The 24,042-nt window shown below is 40.1% G+C and carries 15 protein-coding genes and 1 tRNA gene; 1 reads left to right on the top strand and 15 read right to left on the bottom strand.

The window, feature by feature from the left end; all coding sequences use genetic code 11:
• Positions 1 to 10 precede the first annotated feature (10 nt).
• Positions 11 to 511, top strand: a complete 501-nt coding sequence (locus AC570H_RS03055) for a SixA phosphatase family protein (RefSeq protein WP_497351588.1) — start codon at positions 11 to 13, stop codon at positions 509 to 511.
• Positions 512 to 1,010: 499 nt separating this feature from the next.
• Here the strand turns inward: AC570H_RS03055 and AC570H_RS03050 are convergent, their stop codons facing one another.
• The 15 genes from AC570H_RS03050 to AC570H_RS02980 all read right to left on the bottom strand — a co-directional run bounded on the left by AC570H_RS03050 (position 1,011) and on the right by AC570H_RS02980 (position 24,007).
• A complete protein-coding gene (locus AC570H_RS03050) occupies positions 1,011 to 1,874 on the bottom strand; it encodes an AMP nucleosidase (protein ID WP_497351586.1) in 864 nt (287 codons plus the stop codon).
• A 147-nt stretch (positions 1,875 to 2,021) separates the two neighbouring features.
• Positions 2,022 to 3,260 (bottom strand): ATP-dependent Clp protease ATP-binding subunit ClpX, encoded by a 1,239-nt coding sequence (gene clpX, locus AC570H_RS03045; RefSeq protein WP_497351584.1) that lies wholly within the window; start codon positions 3,258 to 3,260, stop codon positions 2,022 to 2,024.
• Positions 3,261 to 3,337: 77 nt separating this feature from the next.
• Positions 3,338 to 4,024 carry an ATP-dependent Clp endopeptidase proteolytic subunit ClpP gene (gene clpP, locus AC570H_RS03040; protein ID WP_497351582.1) on the bottom strand — a complete coding sequence of 229 codons (687 nt, stop codon included), beginning with the start codon at positions 4,022 to 4,024 and terminating at the stop codon, positions 3,338 to 3,340.
• Positions 4,025 to 4,085: 61 nt separating this feature from the next.
• Positions 4,086 to 4,448 (bottom strand): four helix bundle protein, encoded by a 363-nt coding sequence (locus AC570H_RS03035; RefSeq protein ID WP_497351580.1) that lies wholly within the window; start codon positions 4,446 to 4,448, stop codon positions 4,086 to 4,088.
• Positions 4,449 to 4,509: 61 nt separating this feature from the next.
• Positions 4,510 to 5,853, bottom strand: a complete 1,344-nt coding sequence (gene tig / locus AC570H_RS03030; RefSeq protein WP_497351578.1) for a trigger factor — start codon at positions 5,851 to 5,853, stop codon at positions 4,510 to 4,512.
• 140 nt (positions 5,854 to 5,993) lie between these two features.
• Positions 5,994 to 6,078, bottom strand: a tRNA-Leu gene (locus AC570H_RS03025).
• Between the two features lie 142 nt (positions 6,079 to 6,220).
• Positions 6,221 to 6,754 carry a hypothetical protein gene (locus AC570H_RS03020; RefSeq protein WP_497351576.1) on the bottom strand — a complete coding sequence of 178 codons (534 nt, stop codon included), beginning with the start codon at positions 6,752 to 6,754 and terminating at the stop codon, positions 6,221 to 6,223.
• A gap of 139 nt (positions 6,755 to 6,893) precedes the next feature.
• Positions 6,894 to 7,697, bottom strand: coding sequence for an ABC transporter substrate-binding protein (locus AC570H_RS03015; protein ID WP_497351574.1), 804 nt, complete (start codon positions 7,695 to 7,697; stop codon positions 6,894 to 6,896).
• Positions 7,698 to 7,840: 143 nt separating this feature from the next.
• On the bottom strand, positions 7,841 to 10,312 hold the full coding sequence (locus AC570H_RS03010) for an ABC transporter permease (RefSeq protein ID WP_497351572.1): 2,472 nt from the start codon (positions 10,310 to 10,312) through the stop codon (positions 7,841 to 7,843).
• A 136-nt stretch (positions 10,313 to 10,448) separates the two neighbouring features.
• On the bottom strand, positions 10,449 to 12,869 hold the full coding sequence (locus AC570H_RS03005) for an ABC transporter permease (protein ID WP_497351570.1): 2,421 nt from the start codon (positions 12,867 to 12,869) through the stop codon (positions 10,449 to 10,451).
• 114 nt (positions 12,870 to 12,983) lie between these two features.
• A complete protein-coding gene (locus AC570H_RS03000) occupies positions 12,984 to 13,670 on the bottom strand; it encodes an ABC transporter ATP-binding protein (RefSeq protein ID WP_497351568.1) in 687 nt (228 codons plus the stop codon).
• A gap of 225 nt (positions 13,671 to 13,895) precedes the next feature.
• A complete protein-coding gene (locus tag AC570H_RS02995; protein WP_497351566.1) occupies positions 13,896 to 16,283 on the bottom strand; it encodes an ABC transporter permease in 2,388 nt (795 codons plus the stop codon).
• 303 nt (positions 16,284 to 16,586) lie between these two features.
• Positions 16,587 to 18,905, bottom strand: a complete 2,319-nt coding sequence (locus tag AC570H_RS02990) for an ABC transporter permease (RefSeq protein WP_497351564.1) — start codon at positions 18,903 to 18,905, stop codon at positions 16,587 to 16,589.
• 189 nt (positions 18,906 to 19,094) lie between these two features.
• Positions 19,095 to 21,488, bottom strand: a complete 2,394-nt coding sequence (locus tag AC570H_RS02985) for an ABC transporter permease (protein WP_497351562.1) — start codon at positions 21,486 to 21,488, stop codon at positions 19,095 to 19,097.
• Between the two features lie 119 nt (positions 21,489 to 21,607).
• Positions 21,608 to 24,007 (bottom strand): ABC transporter permease, encoded by a 2,400-nt coding sequence (locus tag AC570H_RS02980; RefSeq protein ID WP_497351560.1) that lies wholly within the window; start codon positions 24,005 to 24,007, stop codon positions 21,608 to 21,610.
• Between the last annotated feature and the right edge of the window lie 35 nt (positions 24,008 to 24,042).

The following is a 24,042-nucleotide window of genomic DNA, read 5'->3' as shown; positions in this document are numbered from 1 at the left end:
AAAGTTTAAAATGGGAAAACAGCTACTTTTAATAAGGCATGCCAAATCTGATTGGGGAAATGCGGGTTTACGGGATTTTGACAGGCCCTTAAATGGCAGGGGGAAAAGCAATGCGCCAGAAATGGCCGAAAGATTGGTAAAGCAGCAGATCGTGCCAGAATTAATTGTAAGCAGTCCAGCATTAAGGGCCTTTACTACGGCCAAATACTTCGCTGCAGCCTGGCATATTCCTGTAGAGAACATCCAGCAGGAACCCAATATTTACGAAGCCCATGTCAAATCGCTTTTGAAAGTAATCAACCAATTCGACGATCAATATCAACAAATTGCCCTATTCGGACATAACCCAGGTTTGACAGACCTAGCGAACTACTTGTGCAATGGTCACATTGTAAACATGCCTACGGCTTCTGTTATCAGCATTCAATTTCCTTTTGATAGCTGGAAAATGATCAGCAGCAATACTGGAAACGTATTGTTGTTTGATTATCCGAAAAATTTAGAGGATTAGTTTACTGGCTGGTTAGCCATTGGTGAATTGCTAGCTGGAGGTTATAATCTTCAGTTTATAGATCCTTCGCTTCGCTCTGGATGACAAATTTTGTTCTAGGTCTAGGATGACACAGGGAAAAGAAATTTATCAAACAGATTGCTTCGCGAGCTCGCAATGACGATTTGCCGTCAGTTGAATTACTCGTTGAAGGTTATCGTCTTCATTCCTCCCCTTTGTCATTCCGACGACAGGAGGAATCCAAATTCAGAAGTTTTCTTTGTAGATCCTTCGCTTCGCTCTGGATGACAAATTTTGTTCTAGGTCTAGGATGATGCAGGGAAAAGGATTTATCAAAACAGATTGCTTCGCGAGCTCGCAATGACGATTTGTCGTCAGTTGAACTGCCAACTGAAAACTGTTACCTGAAAACTGTTCACTTCAAACCCAAATGGAGCGTGCAGCGAAGAATCCATTGCTGTTAACAGACTCCTCCTGCCTCCAAATAAAAGGGCTTACCTTAGAATTTAAGGTGCTTAACGGTTAAACCGCCATTGATTAATTGTTTAAGCGAATCAATTCCTATTCTCAGGTGTGTTTCTACATAATTTGCAGTTACCGAGCTATCGCTTTCTGAGGTTTTTACACCTTCTGGGATCATTGGTTGATCTGAAACCAACAATAATGCTCCCGTTGGGATCTTATTGGCGAAACCAGTGGTAAAAATGGTGGCAGTTTCCATATCAACAGCCATTGCCCTTAAACTTTTCAGGTACTTTTTAAACTCTTTGTCGTGCTCCCATACCCTACGGTTGGTCGTATAGCAGGTTCCTGTCCAATAATCTCTTGAGTGATCTCTAATGGTGGTAGAAATTGCTTTCTGCAAGGCAAAGGATGGCAACGCAGGCACTTCGGCAGGCAGGTAATCATTAGAAGTACCTTCACCTCTGATGGCTGCGATAGGCAAAATCAAATCGCCCAATTGGTTCTTCTTTTTTAAGCCACCACACTTGCCTAAAAACAATACCGCTTTTGGCATAATGGCAGTTAAAAGATCCATCATGGTAGCTGCCAATGGACTGCCCATACCAAAGTTGATGATGGTAATTCCATTTGCCGTTACGCTTTGCATAGGCTTGTCTAAGCCCATAATCGGCGCATTGTCATTCCACTCCGAAAACATGCTGAGGTACTTGCTAAAGTTGGTTAATAGAATGTACTGGCCAAATTCTTCTAAAGGTCTTCCTGTGTAGCGTGGCAACCAGTTCTTTACAATATCCTCTTTTGATTTTAAACCAGATTTCACAGGAGTTTCTACTTCTTTTACTTTTTTCGCTTTCTTTACGATTGCTTCATCTTTTTTTACGTCTTTTTCTTCATTCATTTTTTTGTACTCCTTTCTTTAAATTTAAAAAATATCATCAACACTTTTGCAGTAATCGATGATTCTATTTATCATCATCGCTCAAGTTCAACCTGACGATGATTTTTTGGGTTAAAAAAAATCCCGAAAGGATCGGGATTAATTTTTTTATGCTGCTTTAAGCTTTTTGAAGTCTGCCTTTTCGAATTTCTCTATGGCATAATCCAAGGTAATGTGCAGTTCTTTCATGCTTTCGTCTGATGGCGTGTCGTACATCGCATCGAGCATGATGGCCTCGCAAATGGAACGCAATCCCCTTGCGCCCAACTTGTATTCCATGGCCTTGCCTACAATAAAATCAAGCACATCTTCGTCAAAAACCAAATTCACGTTTTCATAATCGAACAATTTGGTGTATTGCTTGATCAAAGAGTTTTTTGGCTCGGTTAAGATATTGCGCAACGCTTCGATATCCAAGGGATTAAGATGGGTAAGTACCGGTACACGTCCAATTAGCTCTGGGATGAGGCCAAAAGCCTTTAAATCTTGAGGTGTAATATATTTGTACAGATTCTTCAAATCCAGTTCCTGATCATCTTTCTTCACTTTGTAGCCCACAGCCTGCGTACGCAAACGGTTGGCAATTTTACGTTCGATCCCATCAAAGGCACCACCGCAAATAAACAGGATGTTGTTGGTATTTACAGGGATCATTTTTTGGTCTGGATGCTTTCTGCCTCCCTGTGGCGGTACATTTACGATGGTACCTTCCAAAATTTTCAACAAAGCCTGTTGTACGCCTTCGCCTGATACATCCCTGGTAATCGAAGGGTTATCGCTTTTGCGCGCTACTTTATCTACTTCATCAATGTAAACTATGCCCCTTTCTGCCGAAGCTACGTCATAATCTGCAGCCTGCAACAAACGGGTTAAGATACTTTCAACGTCTTCGCCTACGTAACCTGCTTCCGTTAATACCGTTGCATCAACAATACAGAAAGGTACGTGAAGGATTTTCGCAATGGTTTTGGCCAACAAGGTCTTTCCCGTTCCGGTTTCGCCTACCAGCATGATGTTTGATTTCTCGATCTCTACTTCATCCTTCTCCAACTTTTGGCTCAAACGCTTGTAATGGTTATAAACGGCCACAGAAAGTACTTTTTTGGCATCATCCTGACCAATTACATATTGATCGATGTGTGCTTTGATTTCAGCTGGTTTCAACAGCTTAAACGATTCGTCGAAACCTTTATTTTTTCTGCTACCCAGTTCTTGAGCCAGTAAAACATTGGCCTGCGTTACACATTTGTCGCATATGTATGCGTCCATCCCCTCTATCAGCATTAAAGTTTCCTGCTTGGGAGAGTTACAGAAGGAGCAACGTGAGTCTTTATTTTGCTTAGCCATTTTTATCAGTTTACAATTGGAAGTTCCCGGATCTCAGTTTTTAAACTGCTAGCTGAAAACTGCCAACTGATTTAATTTTACTTAGTTGTGCCTAATACTTCATCAATCATACCAAAACCTTTGGCTTCATCGGCTTTCATCCAGTAATCGCGGTCAGAGGCTTTCTCCACCCACTCATAAGTTTGGCCAGAATGTGTTGAAATGATATCGTAAAGTTCTTTTTTCAATTTTAACATTTCCCTTAGGTTGATCTCCATATCTGAAGCTACGCCTTGCGCGCCTCCTGATGGCTGGTGGATCATCACTCTCGAATGATTTAACGCTGCACGTTTGCCTTTAGCGCCCGCTACCAACAATACGGCTCCCATTGAGGCTGCCATACCGGTACAAATAGTTGCCACATCTGGTGTGATGTATTGCATCGTATCGTAGATGCCTAAACCTGCATATACCGAACCACCAGGTGAGTTGATATAAATCTGGATATCACGATTGGCATCGGTTGATTGCAGGAACAATAGCTGTGCCTGGATGATATTTGCATTTTGGTCATAGATGGCATCTCCCAAAAAGATAATGCGGTCCATCATCAAACGCGAGAACACGTCCATTTGGGCTACATTTAACTGGCGCTCTTCAATAATGTAAGGCGTCATCGATTTTGGCGAGTTATTGGTAGAGGCAATAAACCTGTCTACGTTTAAACCGTTAATTCTATGGTGCTTAACTGCGTATTTTCTGAATTCTTCTTTATCTATTTTCATGTTATTTGCGTTTGGCGTTTGGCGTAAAGCGTTTAGGGACAGCTCGACTCTCAAACTGGATTTATAATTTTAATAAATATTTCCTGAGGTTGGTTAATTTCCGTGCCAATTTATCTAATTCTTCCAGATAATAGGTTAATTGAATGTCGGAAATTAATTTTCTTCTTTCTAATACCACTAAAATATTTGCGTTCTCAAATGTAGAACGATGTGCAATGTTCAGATAATGAGCAAATTCCTTATTAGAAACTGAGCCAGAGCCTTCTGCTATGTTATTAGATATGCTAAGAGCAGCCCCATTGAGCTGCTCTGCAAATCTATATCTTTTATCTGCTGACAATTGGTCAGCTATATCAAGCAATTGGTCGGTAAGTTCTATCGACAACTGCCAAACCTCGAGCGATTGGAATTTAGATTGTGCCATTGTTAAATATAAACAATCGAACAATAAAACGCTTACCGCTTCAACGCCCAGCGCTTAACGCCTATTTCAACTCGGTAAACTTGTTATAAGCTATTTCTTTTTCGTTTAAAGTAGCTACCGATTTGATGTAGTCGAATACCTTCAATGCTTTTACCTCGTCGAAAATACGGTTTGCATTTTCTTTTTCTTGCAAGAAATTGGCAGTATACTGTGCCAATTGATCTTCTGGCAATGCTTGCGGGCTATACATTTTGAACTGTGCATCTAAACGTTCTTTTGCCAATTCAAAAACATCTTTGTACTCGATTTTGATATCGTTGTCTTTAATGATTTTGTTTTCGATCAAAGTCCATTTCAGGTTCTTTGCAAAATCTGCATAACCTTGCTCCAATTCCTCGTCAGATAGTTTCTCGTTGGTGGCTTTTAACCATTTGCGTAAAAACTCGTCTGGCAATTGCATTTTCGTTTGTTCAGTCAACTGGCCGTAGATATCGTTCTGTAATTTACGATCTGCATCCTGTTTGAACATGCTCTCTACTTCTTCGGTAATTTTAGCTTTAAATCCAGCTTCGTCACTTACTACACCTGCACCAAATATTTTATCAAAGAACTCTTGATTCAAATCTGCTTCTTCAAGGCGGTTAACATTTTTAACCGATACCTTAAATTTCGATTTCAATTCTTTGGCATCTTCTTCACTAATGTTCAACAATTTGGCAATTACCGCTTCGTTGTTGTCGAAAGTTTTTTGGATGTCAATTTCCACTACATCGTCTTTCTTTAGACCTGTTAAAGATTTTAAGATCTTTTTGTCGGTAACCAAGTCTAAGCGGATAGAACCCGTGCTGGTAATGCCACCTTCAAAAACCGAACCATCAGGAGAAAGTTGTGCCAATTCTGCATAAAGTACATCTCCTTCTGCCGAAACTTCAGGGTTTGACATTTTGCCATAGCTTTTGCGGATGTTTTTGATACGCGCAGCTAATGTTTCTTCGTCGGCCTTAACCTTGTAATGTGTAAATTTATCTTTAGAGGTTACTTCAACATCAACTGCTGGAGCCAAACCTAATTCATATTTGAATTCGAAAGTATCTGTATTGTCCCATTTGAATTCGGTATCGTCCATTACTGGCAATGGCTGACCCAAAACTTCAACTTGGTTATCGGTAAGGTGCTTAGAGATGTTCTCGTTTAGCATATTGTTGATTTCTTCAACCAAAATGCTTTTGCCATACATTCTTTTGATGTGGCCAACCGGAACCATTCCTTTGCGGAAACCTGGCAGGTTTGCTTTTTTAGCTTGCTCTTTAAGGGCTTTTTCTACTCTTGGACTGTAATCTTCAGGTGCAATGGTAATTTTTACTACTGCATTTAAATCGTCAACTTTTTCCTGTGCGATGTTCATTCTATTCTAGATCTGAGTAATGAGACATGAGATTTGAGACTTACCGCCTTTCTGGCCCACATCGGTTTATGTTTATTTCTTTACCAATTACCTTTTAAAAATAAGACCGTTTCAGTATTACTCGAAACGGTCTTATCTTTTGGTGCGGAAGAAGGGACTCGAACCCCCACGCCGTGAAGCGCCAGATCCTAAGTCTGGTGCGGCTACCAATTACGCCACTTCCGCAGTTAGGATTTATTTTGGATTGCAAAGATAGCGTTTTCAATTAATTTTCAAAAAAGAATTGATTTTATTTTGAAAAAAAATACCAATAAAAAAACAAGGAACGCTTTTGTCCCTTGTTTCAAAAAGCTTAACTCAAAGTGAATTAATCGGTTAGCTGAAAAGCATTCTTTACGGCTAAGTAATCATTTACATTCACTGTAGCTGTTGGGTTTGCGCCTTTTGGTAAAATTACATAGCGAAATTGATTAGTGCCAGACGGTACACCTGTTGGGATGACATCGCAAATGACCCTGATTTTGCCTAATGAAATGCTGTGCTGAAACCGATATTGTGTAGCTGCTCCACCTAAATTGTAATAGATACTGGGCAATAACTTTACCTGATTTGTCCCATCGGGATCGGCTACAAATTTGGCATAAACGAGAACGGTACCTTTATCTATAATTTCTTGCGTTACATCTGGCGCATCCATATCAAAATAAAAAGTGCTTTTGCCCGCTCCTACTGAAGTTGTGGATACTGTCCATGTTGTGGCAGTTTTCCAAGCTGAGGAAACAGTTCCAGCACCATCATTTTCTTTCTTTTCTTTTTTACAGGAAACTAAGAAAAAGCCGATGAGCAATAACAAGAACAGCATCAGCCAGAAGGCATTAAATTTTACGTCTGTAGTTTTCATAACTTTTATTAATAGATGAATAAACGATGAATTAGATCCAAAGTAAACGCATCATTAGCAAGCTATTTTTAACAGTTAGCGAAGCGCCTGTTTTACTGATTAAAGCTATTGGTTTAGTGAGCGAGTTCGCGCTAGGCAATTAGCGTACAGCGAGTTTTTGCTGAAAATTGAACAGGTATTGCACGGCCTTGATCAGCCTGCTGCCATACCAGGAAAACATTTCGCCATCAACCAGCAACACTTTAGCTTGGGGAAGTGCGGCCTGCAGCTCTTGGATATGTTTTTCTTTAAATGGATAAGGCTCTGAGGAAAGAAAAACCAATTGGCAGTTTAGCGCTTGCAGTTCTTCCAATGTTAACGAGGGGTAGCGGCTTTGGCTGATTGCGTTATTTAAACCGATCCTTCTTAAAATATCATCGATAAACGTATCTCTACCAGCAAACATATAAGGATCTTTCCAGATCAAGTAGGCCACACTTTGGTTAATGCCTTTACTTAAGGCCAGGGTTTGCAGATCGGTAAAGCCAGCATTGATCAAATGGTTAAGGTAGGCCGCTTCAGGCTCCCGATTAACCAGTTCCCCTATTTGCTGGATCGTTGCCATGGCATCGTCGAGGTTGTAGATATCGCTCATCCAAACCGGGAATTCCTGCATGAGCAATTCTATTTCTGCCTGTGTGTTTTCTTCTTTGTTGCCAATGATCAGATCGGGTTGCAGGCGCCTGATTTCGTCAATCCTGAGCTTTTTAGTACCCCCGACCTTTGCCCTTGCTGCGAATTTTTCTATTGGGTGAATGCAGAACTTCGTTACGCCGATTACTTCCTCGTCAAGCCCCAGTTCGAACAAGAGCTCAGTTTGAGAAGGCACAATAGAAATAATCCTTTTGGGCGGATAATTGATATTGATTTCGTTGCCTAACTGATCTACAAAAGTTCTTTGCATGGCACAAAGTTAACTTATTAGTTCGTTGGTTCAATGATTCATTAGCTCATTTTGTCACCTAGCATCTTGTCATGCTAAACACTGATGCAGCATCCAGTTCAAGAGAGATCCCGGATCAAGTCCGGGATGACGATTCAAGGAATCTACTCATACTTCAGTGCATCAATTGGTTTTGATCTTACCGCTTTAATACTCTGGAAACTTACTGTAATTATGGTAATCAGTACAATCAGGATATTAACCAGAATAAAAACCAAGTAAGGCATATCAATTCGATAGGCAAAGCCGGCGAACCATTTCTTCATGTAGATATAAGCCAAGATATCAGCCAATAAGCTAGCTATCAGCACCAGTTTTACAAAATCTTTGTTCAGCAATTGCAGCAAAGAGCTGGTAGATGCACCAAGAATCCGTCTTACTGCAATTTCTTTGAGCCTTATTTTTGCCGTATAGGCTGCAAAGCCGATCAATCCGAAAACAGAAACCAAAAAAGTAATCGTACCGAAAGAGAAGATAATTTTCTCGCTTACTTCGTAGCTGCTGTTCATCTTTGCAAAAACATCATCTGCAAAAACAAGGTTAAGCGCAGCTCCAAGTTCTATTTCTTTCCAAACCTCCTTTAGGTCTGAAGTGGTTTGCTTTACATCTTGCGTACTTAAACGTATAATTACATTTGTACGCCAATACAATGGATAGTTGCTCACCAAATAAATAGTTGGCATAATCGGTTGATCAAAGCCGTAGGCCTGAATATCTTTTACCACGCCAATTACATTAAATTTTTCAGGTCCATTGCCACCATCAATAGCTACTTGGCTGTTTACCTTGGCCAGTCCTAATTTTTGGAAAGCTGTCTCGTTTACAATCACGCTTTGCACCGAATCGGTGGCCAGCAATTGGTAAGAAAAGTCTCTGCCTTGGACTAATTTGGCACCTAATACTGCTAAATAATTGGGATCTACATGCCTGGATTCAGTACTTAAAGTAGTATTTCCATAACTCACATTATCTTCAGAACCAGAATCGTTCATAGGCTGCTCTGTTGCCCTGGTTACATCTTCTACTCCTTTTACGGCCAACAACCTGTTTTTAATCGACTCAAAATTTGCCGGATTCAATACCCTATTTGTGTATTTGGCAACTCTAAAAGACAGCAGCTGACTAGACTTCAGCCCTAAATCTTTTTGCTTCATAAAATTGAGCTGGGCATAGATCACCCCAAAACTTATAACGAGCGCAATGGCAATGGTAAACTGAAAAACTACAAGTACTCTTCTCAGGTTTCCGATATGTGTGGCTGTATTAAAGTTGCCTTTTAATACTTTTATCGGAAGAAAACCAGCCAAGACAAATGCAGGATAGGCACCTGCCAAAAACATAATCACCACCAATATGATCAATGCCTGTCCCAGAATCAACCAAACATCGAAAGACTTAAACAGCTCTAAATTATCTGAGAGGATCTGATTGATTTGTGGCAGCAACAGTTCTGCGAAGATGAGTGCCAACAAAAAGGAGATGGAACACTGGATTGCGGTTTCTGTAAAAAATTGTTTGATCAGAGTCCACTTAAAGGCGCCCAATACTTTTTTAACGCCCACTTCTTTGGCTCTTGCCTGTGCCATCACCAGCGCCAGATTTGTATAATTAATGCAGGAGATGATGATCAAAAACGAAGCGAGGGCAAAGAGGATATAAATGGTGGTCTGTTTGGCATTGGTTGAGTAAAAATTACTGAGGTTAAGGTTAGAAATTGGCTCTGTGATGAGTTTTATAGCGGTAATCCCTTCTTTTTCCTTCAGGATTTTTAAAGCTTCCTGCTGAGATGGCCTAAAACCAGCATCGCTATTTTGAGCAATGTATTTGGCGAATTCAACAATATAGGCCTCATTTATTTTTTTTAAGGCCTGCTCTTGGTTTGCATTTTCTTTTAGCCTGAATAAGGTTGTAAATGGGGTTGAAAGTAACTGGTTGCCATAGTCTTTAAAATTTTCCTGATACAAGAGGTCTAAGCCAAAAACCGAAGCCTGTCTTCTATCGTCCCATACGGCCTTTACCACCAATCTTCCTGGAGGAAAATTCAAGCCTCTATTTTCGATCACAACTTGGTTGATTGGATCCATATTTCCAAAAAGCTTTTTAGCAGCAGTGGCACTGATCGCAATCGCATCTTTGTCTGTATAAATATCCTCCATTCGCCCTTGGATGGCTTTCAAGGGATATAAGCTGAAGAAACTGCTATCTATAGACGCCGACGGCAACAATTCACTCATTGTCTTTCCGTCTTTTTCAAATTTTACATCTAATTTCCTGCCTGTAAGACTTCCTATAGAAACAACTTCGGCCTCGCTAATTTGTTCTCTGATTACTTTAGAGAGTAAGCCTTTGATCTTGGTCCCTTTATTCTCCGCACCGTTTTTTGTAAAATCGGCAGCAACGATATAGGTTCTTTTTAAGGCAGGATCCCACTTGTCGTAACTTGTTTCTTTGGCGATATAAAGCAGGATGATCACGAAACCCGCCAAGCCCGCCGCCAAACCAAAAATATTAATGGCCGTATAGGTTTTGTTTTTCCAAAGGTTCCTGAGTGCAATCTTGAGGTTAATTTTAAACATTTTTTAGGTGGTTAGTTAGGAAATAGATAACTGAGAATAGGAAATGGGTGACAGCCACCGATTTTCAATTTTATACATTACTTTTTCACTTTCAACTTTTTACTTTCAACTTTTTACCTTTTACTTTCAACTTTCACTATTCGTACTTCAATGCATCTACCGGATTGTTTACCGCAGCTTTACGCGCCTGTACGCTGATGGTAAGCACAGCGATAACAACTGACGACAAGGTAGCGATGATAAATGGCCAAATTGGCATGTCTATCCGATAGGCAAATCCCGATAGCCAGTTATTGGTAAAAATATAGGCAATCGGCCAGCTGATCATATTGGCGGCCAGCACCAAAATCATAAAAGAACGGTTCAGCATGTTTACGATCTGTAGATCTGAAGCTCCCAAAATCTTGCGGATGGCAATCTCTCTGGTGCGGCGCTTGGCCATGAAAGCAGATAAGGCAAACAGACCCAATAAAGAAAGTACTACCGAAATGACACTGAACAAAACCACCAATTGCATGAGGCGACGGCTAGACTCCAGTTCTTTCTGAAAAGCATCTTCTACCGAACTATACTGCATTGGATAATCTGGATAAAGTTTTTTCCATTCTACCTCGATGGCTTTGATAGCACTTTGATAACTATCAGTATTAAATCTAACCAACAAGTTGTTCGTGTTTGAACTGCCGCCTAATTGGGTTACTTTGTAAATGGTAGGCAATACGGCCTTGTCAAAACTCTCGTTGTTATAATCTTTGATTACACCTACTATTTGGAAAACATGCTGATCTTCGCCCTTGCCGCTTTTGTAATTTGTACCCACTACATTTTTGCCCAACAACTTGGCAGCCGTCTCGTTCAGTACTGCAGTATTTACGGTATCTTGTTTGTATTCGCGAGAGAAAATCCTTCCACTTACCACCTGTACTCCCAATGCAGGCAGGGCATCCATGGTTACCGTAACCGTATTCATATCGAACTGCTGGTTGTTGTAATTGATTTCGTTGGGTACGTTAAAAGAATTGCCCATTACCTGGGTAGTTGTAGCCACGTATTGCACACCAGGGATTTTCTTTATCCTTTCTGCCAAGTTATCATCGTAGTTGGCGGCTATATTAACCAGCTTGCTTTTGTCAAAACCCAGGTCTTTATTGGCGATGTAGCTGGTTTGCTGCTGCATTACGCCAATACCGATAATAAAAGTAACCGCAATGATAAACTGAAGGACCACCAGCCCGTTTCTTAAGGCCAAACCTTTAAATCCAGTCTCATAATTACCCTTAAGTACCTTTACCGGATTATATTTTGAAAGGATCCAAGCCGGATAAAAACCAGCCAATAAGGTAATAAACACAAACAAACCCAACAATTGAAGTATCAGGCTAAACAATTGTTTGCTGTGCCAAAAGCTCAGCTCTACTTCAAAATGGTTGCTGAAAGCAGGCAACAACACCTCTACCAGAATTACGCAAATAAATAAAGCGCTAAGGGTCTGTATACCTGATTCGATAAGAAATTGAGTGACCAATTGTTTTTTGTAGGCACCCAATACTTTCTTTACCCCTACTTCTTTGGCCCGTTGCACGGATTGTGCGGTGGCGAGGTTAACAAAATTGATGACAGAAACCAGCAGCAAGAAAATAGAAAGTGCCACGATAGGTTTTATTTTGCTAAACCAGGTTGCCCCCAACGCAGGATTGGCATGTACCTCCTGAACAGGAACGGCCTTTAGTCCTGGTGTTTTGCCATCTTTATAATATTCTGCATAGTCCTTTTTACGTTGCACCAAACTGGCTTTCTTAAAATCTACATATACTTTTTGCAAGGTTTTGTTTAAAGAAACGGTGTCCAGTTCTTGATCGGCTACTGCATAGATCTGGCAGTAATTAGAGCTTCCCGGGTTATCGGGATCTTTTTCTCTATTTCCGCTGTGGATAATGGCATTAAAAGGAACGCTCTGGGCTGTTGCCGGATCGGCCACTACACCAGTAACCGTAAATGAAGTACCCGGGTCTCCGCGCCAGATCACTACTTTTAAAGTCTTACCGAGTACCTTGTCTGTTCCAAACAACTGTTTGGCAACGCTTTGCTTGATGACAACCGTATTGGGCTTATTGATTGCCGTTTTTTCGTCGCCATAAATAAACTGATAAGGAAATACCTTAAAGAACAACGAATCTGCATCCCTAAAGCCCTTTTGCAAAACGGGATCGTTCTGATCAATTTTTATGGAATAGAAGCCACTGCCCCAATTGTTGCTGATTTTGGTTACATATTTGAACTGGGGCACTTTTTCAGTCAACAGGTTACCAATGCGCGAATCGCCGATATCCTGCCAATGCTGCTTGTTGTCTGGCGTGAAAAAATCGTGTTTCTCTCTAATTTGATAAACTTTTTGAAGTTGAGAATCCCATTTATCATAATTATTCTCATGGTTAATGAAAAGCAGCAACAATACAAAAGCAGTAAGGCCAATGGCTAGCCCCCCGATATTGATTGCTGCATAAACCTTGTTTTTAAAAAGGTTTCTGAGTGCGATTTTTAAGTTAATTCTAAACATATGATTGATTGGTTTGGTTTATTGGTTATTAGTTCATTGGGATGGTTAGGGGATTAACTTATTGCTTAATTGCTTAATTATTGAACTGCAAACTGCCAACTGGTAATTGCAAACTTACTCGACAACAACAGCCACATCTTCTTTAATTACGCCATCTTCAATGTTCAGTATGCGATTGCCGTACTGTGCATTTTTCTCCGAATGCGTAACCTGTAGGATCGTAATTTTCTCTTCTTCGTTCAGTTTTTTAAACAAGTCCATAATCTGCTCTGCCTGTGCCGACTGCAAATTTCCAGTTGGTTCATCGGCCAGAATAATAGAAGGCTGAGCTACCAAGGCACGGGCAATGCCCACCAATTGTTGCTGTCCACCCGAAAGCTGATTAGGGAACAGGTCTTTTTTGGCTACCATGTTAAAGCGATCCAAAATATCGGCAATGCGACTTTTACGTTCTCCGCTCGATATTTTTTTATACAATAGTGGCGCTTCGATATTTTCGGCAACCGTCATTTCGTCAATCAGGTGGTAGGCCTGAAACACAAAGCCGATATGGTTCCTGTACAGTTCGATCCTCTTGCGTTCGTTCAACGAAGTCACATCTTCGCCCATAAAATGATATTCGCCATAGGTTGGTTCTTCGAGCATGCCCAAAATATTAAGCAAAGTCGATTTTCCCGCTCCCGAAGGCCCCATAATGGATACAAATTCACCTGCTTTGATACTGGTGGTTACATGGCGGAGGATGTAACTTTTTACACCTTTGTTGGCATAGTATTTTTCTATATTTTTTAATTCGATCATCTTTTTAGGGTATATTATTGAAATTAATGTTGTATTATTTAATTGTTGTAACGTTTTAAAGTTGGAAAATTGAAAGGTTATATTGTTTAATCATTGGCATCCAGTCTTGCTACTTGATACCTGATACTTGATACATAATTGTTAACAGAAAACTTATCAAAGGAGATTGCTTCATTCCTCGCAATGACGATTCCATTTCACATCTTCCATTTCCCATCTGCCCCCCTACTCATATTTAAGTGCGTCGATGGTATTTGCCATGGCGGCCCTGTACGATCTTATGCTCACGGTAACCAAGGTAATCACCATAGAAATGAGCATTGCCCAAATAAATGGCCAGATACCCAAATCAATCCGGTAGGCAAAGCCCGAAAGCCAGTTTGACACGAAGAGGTAAGCCAATGGCCATGCCACTAAATTGGCGATAAAAACCATCCATAAAAAGGAACCGTTCAGCATTTTGACCAGTTCGCCTGTTGAAGCACCTAATACTTTTCTGATAGCTAGTTCGCGTGTACGCTGCGAGGCTACAAAAGAAATAAGGCCAAACAAACCAATAAATGAAATAAAAATAATGATGCCAGCAAACAGCTTGAATAAAAGCCCCAAAGTCTGTTCTGCTTCGTAATAGTTATTCACGTTATCGCTCACAAACTCGGCATAATAGACATTCTCAGGAAAAGTAGTGTTCCACAGTTGCTCCAATTGTTTCATGGCGGGCATCAACGAATTGTTATCCAGTTTAACTGCCGCGGTATAATAGCGCCTAGCTTCTGGATAGATGATTAGCGGAGAAATATTCTGTTGCAGCGATTGGTCGTTAAAGTCTTTTACCACACCAACTATTGGTGCCTTTCGGCCATTTTGATCAATGATTTTTCCCAAAGCTAGCTGTGGATCTGCGATGTTTACCTTTTTAACAAAGGTTTCGTTGACCACATAACCATTGGCAGTATCGCTTTTAAAGAATATTTTTCCGGCCACAAGCTCTAAACCAAAGAGCTTAAAGTAATTCTCGTCAGATGGAGCAAGCCTTACTTCAAAGTCTTTATTTTCTCTACCGTTAAAATTAAAACTGGTTGTTGTTAAATTGCTCGACATTGGCGCCATTGAACAGTAACTGATCATTTCTACACCCGGAATTTTCAGCGCTCTTTCCTTAAATGTATTTTGCTTAGCGCTGTTATCTTTGCCTCCAGGTACATTAACCATGGCAATAGCCTGCGTATCGAAGCCTAACGATTTCTTTCGTACATACTGCATCTGGTCCATGATAACCAAAGTACCAATAATGAGCACTACCGTAATGGCAAATTGAATCACCACCAAAATTTTTCTCAGGCTCAAGCCACTTGTATTAACGGCTACCTTGTTTTTAATAGCGAGTGCAGGATTGAAACCCGAAATGATCATAGCTGGATAAAAGCCGGCCAAGAAACTTACGACAAGAACCAATCCACCCATAAACACAAAGATCAAAGGATTTTCGAACAAGCTAAACTGTACCCTGTTGTTGAGTATTTTTTCCATCAATGGTAAAGACAGCTCGGAAATGACGCATGCGATCAATAAGGCGATGATGGAAATGGCCAAAGTTTCGGTCAAAAACTGAAAAATAAGCTGTTTTCTATCGCTGCCCATTACCTTGCGTACGCCAACCTCTTTTGAACGGTTAATTGATTGCGCCGTAGCCAGGTTGATAAAATTGATACAGGCGGTAATCAACAAAAAGGCCCCGATAATGGCCAAGCCATAGAGCTCTTTTTTAGTAATGGTGTTATTGCCAAAGCTGCCGTAGCGGTCGCTAAAATGTATATCATTTAAGGGCTGAAGACTATTGCTCTGATCACCAGGCAATTGATGGCCTTTATTGTATTTATTATTAAATTTAGCCAAAGAGGCTTGCAAATCAGCCGAGGTAGTCCCTTTGCTCAGCAGTACATAACATTCGTTGCTCGAGCTTACCGAATCCCAATCTTTATTGTCCTTATCAAAAAAGGTTTCAAAGCTCAATACAATCTTTATAGGGAAACTGCTGTTTTTAGGCATGTCTTTAAATATGCCTATCACCCTTAACAAAGTGCCATTGATCGAAATGTTTTGATTGGCGGCCTGGTCGGTACCGCCAAAGTATTTTTTGGCTTCGCTTTCTGCCAAAGCTACGGTATTCGGTTCGGCCAATCCGTTCTTCTGGCTGCCATACAACCATGTTACATTAACAATATCGAAAAATTCTGGCTGGGCATAATAGATGGCCCTATCTTCTTTTATTTTCTCTTTGCCATTTTGATCCTTAACAATCACCACTCCACCATTGCGAGCAATGGCTCCTACCTTTTCAGTTCCGGCAATATCGTTTTTCGCCGCACCAATTACAGGAATGGGTACTCCTTTGGAATAATCATCAAAACTATTGTACTTCCAATTGGTCACAAACCTATAAATACGATCTCTGTTTCCTAAATCCTTGTCGAAACTGAGCTGAAAGCTGATATAGATAAAAATTAAGATGCAACAAGCCATGCCGATAGACAAACCCAAAACATTGATAAGCGTGTAGCTTTTGTTTTTCCAGAGGTTTCGGAGCGCGATTTTAAGGTTTAAACGGAACATAGCTGCAGGTTAAATTTAAGTTACTCTCCTCTTGCCAATTTTATACCAAGTACAAATATAAATTCAAATAGCTGAAAATCAATTATTTAAACACCTAAACAAATCCTACAATGTTCGTTTTCGGACAGTTACATGTACGTAAGCGGACGGCTCTAGAAAAGAGTTCATTGGTCATTTGTCATTAGTCATTAGTCATTGGCTGATTAGCTTATTGTCGAATTGGTTAACTGTTAAATCGGTAACCGGCAACTAAAAACTGAAAACTAGTAACTGACAACTAATAACTAGCAACTGACAACTGAACTACTCGTACTTCAACGCATCAACCGGATTGGTTTTTGCAGCCCGATAGGCTTGCCAGCTTACCGTTAAAAAAGCAATGAGCAAAGTACAGCCTGCCGCCAAGGCAAACAACCACCAAGTAATCGTTGTACGGTAATCAAAATTGGTCAACCATGAATCCATTGCAAAATATGCTATCGGCAAACCAATTACAAGAGCCAAAACAACAGTCCTTATAAAACTGACCGACAACAATTTAACTATACTTACTACAGATGCACCCAAGACCTTGCGAACGCCTATTTCTTTGGTTCGTTGTTCGGCACTAAATGCTGACAGGCCAAACAAACCCATGCACGAAATGAAGATAGAAAGGCCACCAAACAAATTAGACAGCAAAGCGAGCGTTCTTTCTTCCTGAAATTTTTCCTGCATCAGAACACTTAAAAATCGAATATCTACCGGGAAGTCGGGGTTAATGTCTTTGGTAATCTTACTGATGGTCTCCATATGATCCTTAATACTTCCATCGGCATTTAAACGCATCGTAATTACATCCGTATTATCTTGACTAAACGCAATAATCATGGGCTTTTCGGTTTTAGATGGAGCTCCCCAAATGATATCCTCAAAAACGCCAATCACGTGTCGCTTTATACCTTGAAAAACAACATTTTCGCCAATCGGATTTTTTAGACCCATTCGGTTTACAGCGGTTTTGCTTAACAATACAGCCGTGGTATCTGAGGCAAATTCCTTTTTAAACTCCCTGCCTTCCAAAAGTTTCGCCCCATTGGTTTTGATAAAATCGTAGGTGGTATAAATCTGATTAAAAGATACTTTAAGATCGCTTTGCGACATCCCTTTCCACTCCAAACCGCTGCTATTAGAATTCTGTGAAGAGATGCTCCCTGAAGATTTACAAACCGCCAAAACAGCACCCGATTTTAACAACCGCTCTTTAAAAAGATCGAATTTTGGATAAAGATTCCCCTCATGTGGCATTTCGATCAATGCATTGGCGTTATAGCCCATTGGCTTGTTCTTTACATATTGCAATTGTTTGTAGATAATCAGCGTAGCAATAATCAAGACTACTGCAAAGCTGAACTGAATCACCACCAATACCTGCCTCAAACTCAACGAAAAACTATTTTTCAGCGATACGGATTTTTTTAGAGTCTTAACCGGACTAAAAGACGACAGGAAGAATGCTGGATAGCTACCCGCCAATAAACCAGTTAGCAGAATCACCGCAAGTACAACAAGCCAGTTTGTCGGGTTTGAATAAACCATTTCTAGTTTAATATCCAATAGGCTATTAAATTTCGGCAAGGAGAGCTCAACAAGTATAACGGCAATAATTACGCTCACCGTTGTGAGGATAAGCGACTCCATTAAAAACTGCAGGATGAGCGATTTTCTGGATGCCCCGATCGTTTTTTTGATCCCAACTTCTTTTGCTCTTTTTTGCGATCTCGCCGTAGCCAGATTCATAAAGTTGATACAAGCAATAATTAAAATACCGAAGGCCAATGAAATAAAAATCCTAACCTTTACTATGGCTCCTCCCTCAGGTTTGCCATTTGCAAAATTGCCCGAAAGGCGAAGTTTTGTTAACGGATAGGCAAAGGGTTCTGCCTCTGTAACTTTGCTTTCGGCATGTTTTTTAATGATATTCTTTATTTTCTGATTGAAAAGATTGATATCAGCATCTTGCTTTAAGGTAAGCAAGGTATAGAAAGAATAATTATACCAGTTGGGTTCTATTGCCCATTGGTTTAGGTTTTCAAATAGCTTCCAAGGCACCAGGCATTCAAAACCATAAGTTGTATTTGGAGGGAGATCTTTGATTACTGCGGTTACTTTCAGGTCTGCCTGATTTTCGAAACGCAAAGTATTGTTCAACACATCGCTACTGCCAAACAATCGTTTTGCCGTACTTTCGGTTAAGATAATAGAATTTGGATCGCTTAATGCTTTCGCTGGACTACCACTTATGTATTGGTAATCGAAAATCTTTAAAATTTCAGGGTCGGCATAACGTCCATTAAACTTGAATGTGTTTTTCCCGTTTGCCAATAACCTTTTGCTTGGCCAAAGTATTCTGCTTACATGCGCTACCTCTGGCATTTCATTCTTTAATGCTGCCGCTAAGGTATTGGCAGTCTGATCGCCTGTAGCAGCAATATTTTTATCAGCACCATAAAAATTAACCATCACCTGGTAAATATTGGATGCGTTTTTATACTGCTTATCATAATTCCACTCATATGAAACGTATAGCATCAGCATTAAACAAGAAGCTAGACCAATAGCCAAACCGCTTATATTTATCAAGGAAACCGTTTTGTTCCTTAATAAATTCCTCAACGCAATTTTAAAATTTAGTCTAAACATCTTGAGATTTGTTATTTTATTTATCAATCATTAGTTATCGATAGAGGTTGCTTCACAATGACGATATATCGGTAACTAAAAACTGAAAACTAGCAACTGACAACTAATAACTAGCAACTGCCAACTGAACTACTCGTACTTCAACGCATCTATTGTATTCGCTCTTGCCGCTTTGTACGACCTGATGCTTACCGTAATCAAGGTAATGAGCATAGAAATCAGCATGGCTAATACAAAAGGCCAAATGCTCAAGTCTACCCTGTAGGTAAAGCCGTTTAGCCATTTCGATACAAATAAATAAGCCAAAGGCCAAGCCGCTAAATTGGCGATAAACACCATAAGCAGGAAAGAGCCATTCAGCATTTTTACCAATTCGAAAGTAGAGGCGCCCAATACTTTTCTAATCGCTACTTCTTTGGTACGTTGTGTTGCTACAAAAGAAATGAGGCCAAACAAACCAATAAATGAGATAAAAATAATTACGCTGGCAAACACCTTGAACAAAATACCCATGATTTTTTCGCTTTGGTAATAATTATTGATCTCTGAATCTAAAAACTCCGAACCATAAACATATTCCGGATAAACTGCATTCCATGTTTTTTCTACGTCTTTCATGGTTTGCATGATCAGTTTACTATCCATCCTTACCGCCAAAGTAGTATAAGTCCTTTTATGGCTCATGATGGCAATTGGCGAAATGGCATCGCGAAGCGTTCTATTATTAAAATCTTTTACTACGCCTACAATTGGCCCTTTGAAGTTATTGCTAACCCTCAATATCTTGCCTATGGCTTCATTAGGGTTGAGCACATTGAGTTTCTTCAGCAAGGTTTCGTTTACCACAAATTCCCTTATGGTGTCGCTTTTAGCCAGTGCCCTACCTGCAACCAGGTTTAAGCCAAAAGTCTTGAAATAATTCTCGTCTCCCATTTTAGTGTTGAGCTGAAAATCGGCATCTTTTGAACTGTTGTAGGCAAAGCTAGTTTCATTATTGTTGCTCGATGTTGGTGCGGCGCTGCAAAGAGTCATGCTTTTTACCCCAGGAATCTGCTGCATACGTTGCTTTAAATTTTCATAACGCTGAACGGCTACGCTATCACTTGGCACGTCAACCAATGCAATGGCCGAAGGGTTAAATCCTATTGGCCTTTCTCTGATGTATTGCATCTGTTTGATGATGACCAGCGTACCGATGATCAGGATTACGGTAATTGCAAACTGAACCACCACCAATACTTTTCGAAGGCCCAAACCGCCTGTATTTGCCTTTATCTTGTTTTTGATGGCCAATGCCGGACTAAATCCAGACATCACCAAAGCCGGATAAAAACCAGATAAGCAAGCCACCACAACAGTGAGCAAAGCCATAAATACAAAGATCATCGGGTCTTGCAGGATACTGAACGAAACTTTAACCCCAAACAGGTTTTGCATGCTTGGCAATGCCGCCTCTGTCAATACGCAAGCGATAAGCAAAGCCAAAACAGAGATGGCAAATGTTTCGGTCAGAAATTGGGCAATCAGTTGTTTGCGCATGCTGCCCATTACTTTACGAACGCCAATTTCTTTAGACCTGCTTACCGATTGTGCGGTAGCCAGATTGATGAAATTGATACAGGCCGTCAACATTAAAAAAGCTCCAATTACCATTAAGCCGTATAGTTCTTTCATTGGCATAATGCTGCCTGCAAAATTGCCAAAACGGTCGTCGTAGTGAATTTGACTTAAGGGCTGAAAAACATGACCTTCTTTACCTGGCCCTCTTTCAGTATAGTATTTGTCAATAAATTTGGTTAAAGGAGCATCTAGATTTTTGATAGCTATTCCCTTTTTTAGCAGCACATAGCATTCTGAACTGGAAGAAGAAGAGCTCCAGCGTTCCATATCCTTATTTTTATAGTTTTTATAAGACAGAACTATGGTTAATGGGATAGAGTTGTTTTGTGGCACATCATCTATTACGCCCACAACTTTATAATCCTCCTTATTTTGGTAGTTGAATGATTTGCCAATTGCATTTTGCCAGTCCCCGAAAAACTTGGTCGCCATTTCTTTAGAGAGGACGGTCGTATTTGGATCTTTCAGTGCTGCTGCACTTCCGGCAAGCCATTTAAAATCAAATATGCTGAACAAATCAGGCTCTACATAAAATACGTCTTCTGCAGTTTTTAGCTTTTCCTTTCCGTTTACATCGCTTACCTTAATAATGCCACCACTCCCTTGAATGGCCGATACCTTATCCAAGTATTGTGAAAAATCATTCCTCATCGCTGGCGCCAAAGGCCTCGGAACGCCTTGCGATTCAAACTCATTGCCATCGGCATAGGTCCATTTGGAAACAACGCGATAAATCCGATCTCCGTTTTTATAGCCCTTGTCATAGCTCATCTGGTAATTGATGAAAATAAAGATGAGGATACAACTGGCCATCCCGATAGAAAGGCCCAAAATATTAATGAGCGTATAGCCTTTGTTCTTCCAAAGGTTTCTTAAGGCGATCTTTAAATTGAGTTTGAACATAGCTTTTGTATTAACTAAGTAGTTTGTTTGGTTTATTATAATTTTGGTTCACTAGTCATTGACTAATCAGCCATTTGACTTTCCACTTTAAACTTTAAACTTTTTACTTTAAACTTTTCCTATTCGTATTTCAAAGCATCTATTGTATTTGCTCTTGCAGCTTTGTATGACCTGATGCTTACCGTGATCAAGGTAATGAGCATAGATATGAGCATGGCTAACGCAAAAGGCCAAATACTAAGGTCAATTCTATAGACAAAGCCTTTGAGCCAATTCGAAACAAAGAGATAAGCCAAAGGCCAAGCCACCAAATTGGCGATAAAAACCATTAACAGGAATGAACCGTTCAACATTTTTACCAACTCAAAGGTCGAAGCTCCCAATACCCTTCTAATGGCCACTTCTTTAGTGCGCTGGGTCGCTACAAAAGAAATCAATCCGAAAAGACCGATAAAAGAAATAAAAATAATAACGCTGGCAAATACTTTAAACAAAGTACCCATAATCACTTCGCCTTCATAGTAGCTGTCAATCTGATCGTCCATAAAAGAAGAGCCGTATACATATTCTGGCAATACTTCGTTCCAAGTTTTTTCTATGGCCTTCATGCTTTGCATAATTAACTTAGTGTCCATTTTTACGGCCAAAGTACTATAAGAGGTTTTACGGCTCATGATTGCGATTGGCGATATGTCCTCTCGTAGGCTAGAATTGTTAAAATTTTTAACTACGCCAACTATAGGCCCCGCATACCTACGGCTACCGCCTATGGTTATTATTTTGCCCAGCGCCTGGCTTGGTTCCTTTACATTTAATTTTTTAAGCAACGTTTCGTTTACTACATACTCTTTAATCGTATCGCTTTTGGCCAATGGCCTGCCTGCAATCATTTTAAGTCCAAATGTTTTAAAATAGGCATCGTCTGCCACTTTTGTATTTATCTGAAAGTCAGAATTTTTTGAACTATTATAAGAAAAATTGGTTTCGTTATTGTTGCCAGACGAAGGCGCGGCACTACAGAAACTTACATGTTGCACACCCGGAATCTGCTGTATCCGTGCACTTAGGTTATCATATCTTTGTATGCTCACACTATCGCTTGGCACATCAACTAAGGCAATAGCCGAAGGATTAAAACCAATCGGCTGTTCTCGTACATATTGCATTTGCTTGAGTACTACCAGTGTACCAATAATGAGCACCACGGTAATGGCAAACTGTACCACCACCAATACTTTTCGAAGGCCTAAACCGCCTGTATTTGCCTTGATCTTGTTTTTGATAGCCAATGCCGGACTAAAACCAGACATGATCATTGCTGGATAGAATCCAGATAAACAAGAAACAACAATCGTAAGCGCAATCATGAAAACGAAAATAATCGGGTGATCAAGCAAACTAAACGAGATTTTCTCTTTGAACAGGTTTTGCATCCCCGGCAAAGCAGCCTCGGTGAGTACGCAGGCAATCAGCAAGGCAATAATAGTGATGGCAAAAGTCTCCGTTAAAAATTGAGTGATTAATTGTTTGCGCCTACTGCCCATTACTTTTCTTACGCCTATTTCTTTTGATCTGCTTACCGATTGTGCGGTTGCCAGGTTGATGAAGTTGATACAGGCGGTGAGCATTAAAAAGGCCCCGATAATCATCAGCCCATAAAGTTGTTTCATTGGCATTATATTGCCCGAAAAATTTCCAAATCGATCGTTGTAATGGATATTGCTCAAAGCTTGAAATGCATGGCCTTCTTTGCCTGGTCCATTTTCTGTATAGTATTTTTTGATGAATTTATCGAGTGGCGCATCCAAACTTTTTATATCAAAACCCTTTTTTAGCAGCACATAACATTCAGAAGAAGAGGAACAAGATCCCCAACGCTCCAAATCTTGACTTTTATAATTTTTATAAGATAAAATGATCTTCAAGGGAATGGAATTGTTTTCGGGGATATCGTCAATTACGCCGCTTACTTTATAAGTATCTGTATTTTGGTAATTTACACTACGACCAACCGCATTTTTCCAGTCGCCAAAAAAACGAATGGCCATTTCTTTTGAAAGCACCATGGTATTTGGTGCAGCCAGTGATTCAGGATTTCCAGACAACCACTTGTAATCGAAGATATCAAAGAAATCAGGCTCAATATAGAATACATTTTCAGTAGTTTTCAACTTTTCTACGCCGTTTGCATTATTGACTTTAATGATCCCCCCACCCCTTTGGATGGCCGAAACCTTGTCCAACTGTTGGGAAAAATCATTGCGCATGGCCGGTGCCAGTGGCCTGGGCACACCCTGTGAATAAAAGTCGTTGCCGTCGGCATATTTCCAGCTAGAAACTACCCGATAAATCCTATCCTCATTTTTAAAACCCTGATCAAAACTCATTTGATAACGAACAAAAATGAAAATCAAAATACAACTGGCCATCCCGATAGAAAGGCCCAAAATATTGATGAGCGTATAGCCTTTGTTTTTCCAAAGGTTTCTTAAGGCGATCTTTAAATTGAGTTTGAACATAGCTTTGATGTATTAACTAAGTAGTTTGTCTGGTT

It is taken from the genome of Pedobacter sp. B4419, assembly GCF_059693725.1.
Note: the sequence above shows the minus strand (reverse complement) of the source record. Positions and strands in the feature narration are given on the sequence as shown.

What these genes read in the sequence shown, in the direction of transcription:
- clpX (WP_497351584.1), bottom strand. Translation starts at nt 3,260, where the DNA reads ATGGCTAAGCAAAATAAAGACTCACGTTGCTCCTTCTGTAACTCTCCC.
- AC570H_RS03000 (WP_497351568.1), bottom strand. Translation starts at nt 13,670, where the DNA reads ATGATCGAATTAAAAAATATAGAAAAATACTATGCCAACAAAGGTGTA.
- AC570H_RS02995 (WP_497351566.1), bottom strand. Translation starts at nt 16,283, where the DNA reads ATGTTCCGTTTAAACCTTAAAATCGCGCTCCGAAACCTCTGGAAAAAC.
- AC570H_RS03015 (WP_497351574.1), bottom strand. Translation starts at nt 7,697, where the DNA reads ATGCAAAGAACTTTTGTAGATCAGTTAGGCAACGAAATCAATATCAAT.
- AC570H_RS03055 (WP_497351588.1), top strand. Translation starts at nt 11, where the DNA reads ATGGGAAAACAGCTACTTTTAATAAGGCATGCCAAATCTGATTGGGGA.
- clpP (WP_497351582.1), bottom strand. Translation starts at nt 4,024, where the DNA reads ATGAAAATAGATAAAGAAGAATTCAGAAAATACGCAGTTAAGCACCAT.
- AC570H_RS03035 (WP_497351580.1), bottom strand. Translation starts at nt 4,448, where the DNA reads ATGGCACAATCTAAATTCCAATCGCTCGAGGTTTGGCAGTTGTCGATA.
- AC570H_RS02980 (WP_497351560.1), bottom strand. Translation starts at nt 24,007, where the DNA reads ATGTTCAAACTCAATTTAAAGATCGCCTTAAGAAACCTTTGGAAAAAC.
- AC570H_RS03050 (WP_497351586.1), bottom strand. Translation starts at nt 1,874, where the DNA reads ATGAATGAAGAAAAAGACGTAAAAAAAGATGAAGCAATCGTAAAGAAA.
- AC570H_RS02985 (WP_497351562.1), bottom strand. Translation starts at nt 21,488, where the DNA reads ATGTTCAAACTCAATTTAAAGATCGCCTTAAGAAACCTTTGGAAGAAC.
- AC570H_RS03020 (WP_497351576.1), bottom strand. Translation starts at nt 6,754, where the DNA reads ATGAAAACTACAGACGTAAAATTTAATGCCTTCTGGCTGATGCTGTTC.
- AC570H_RS03005 (WP_497351570.1), bottom strand. Translation starts at nt 12,869, where the DNA reads ATGTTTAGAATTAACTTAAAAATCGCACTCAGAAACCTTTTTAAAAAC.
- AC570H_RS03010 (WP_497351572.1), bottom strand. Translation starts at nt 10,312, where the DNA reads ATGTTTAAAATTAACCTCAAGATTGCACTCAGGAACCTTTGGAAAAAC.
- tig (WP_497351578.1), bottom strand. Translation starts at nt 5,853, where the DNA reads ATGAACATCGCACAGGAAAAAGTTGACGATTTAAATGCAGTAGTAAAA.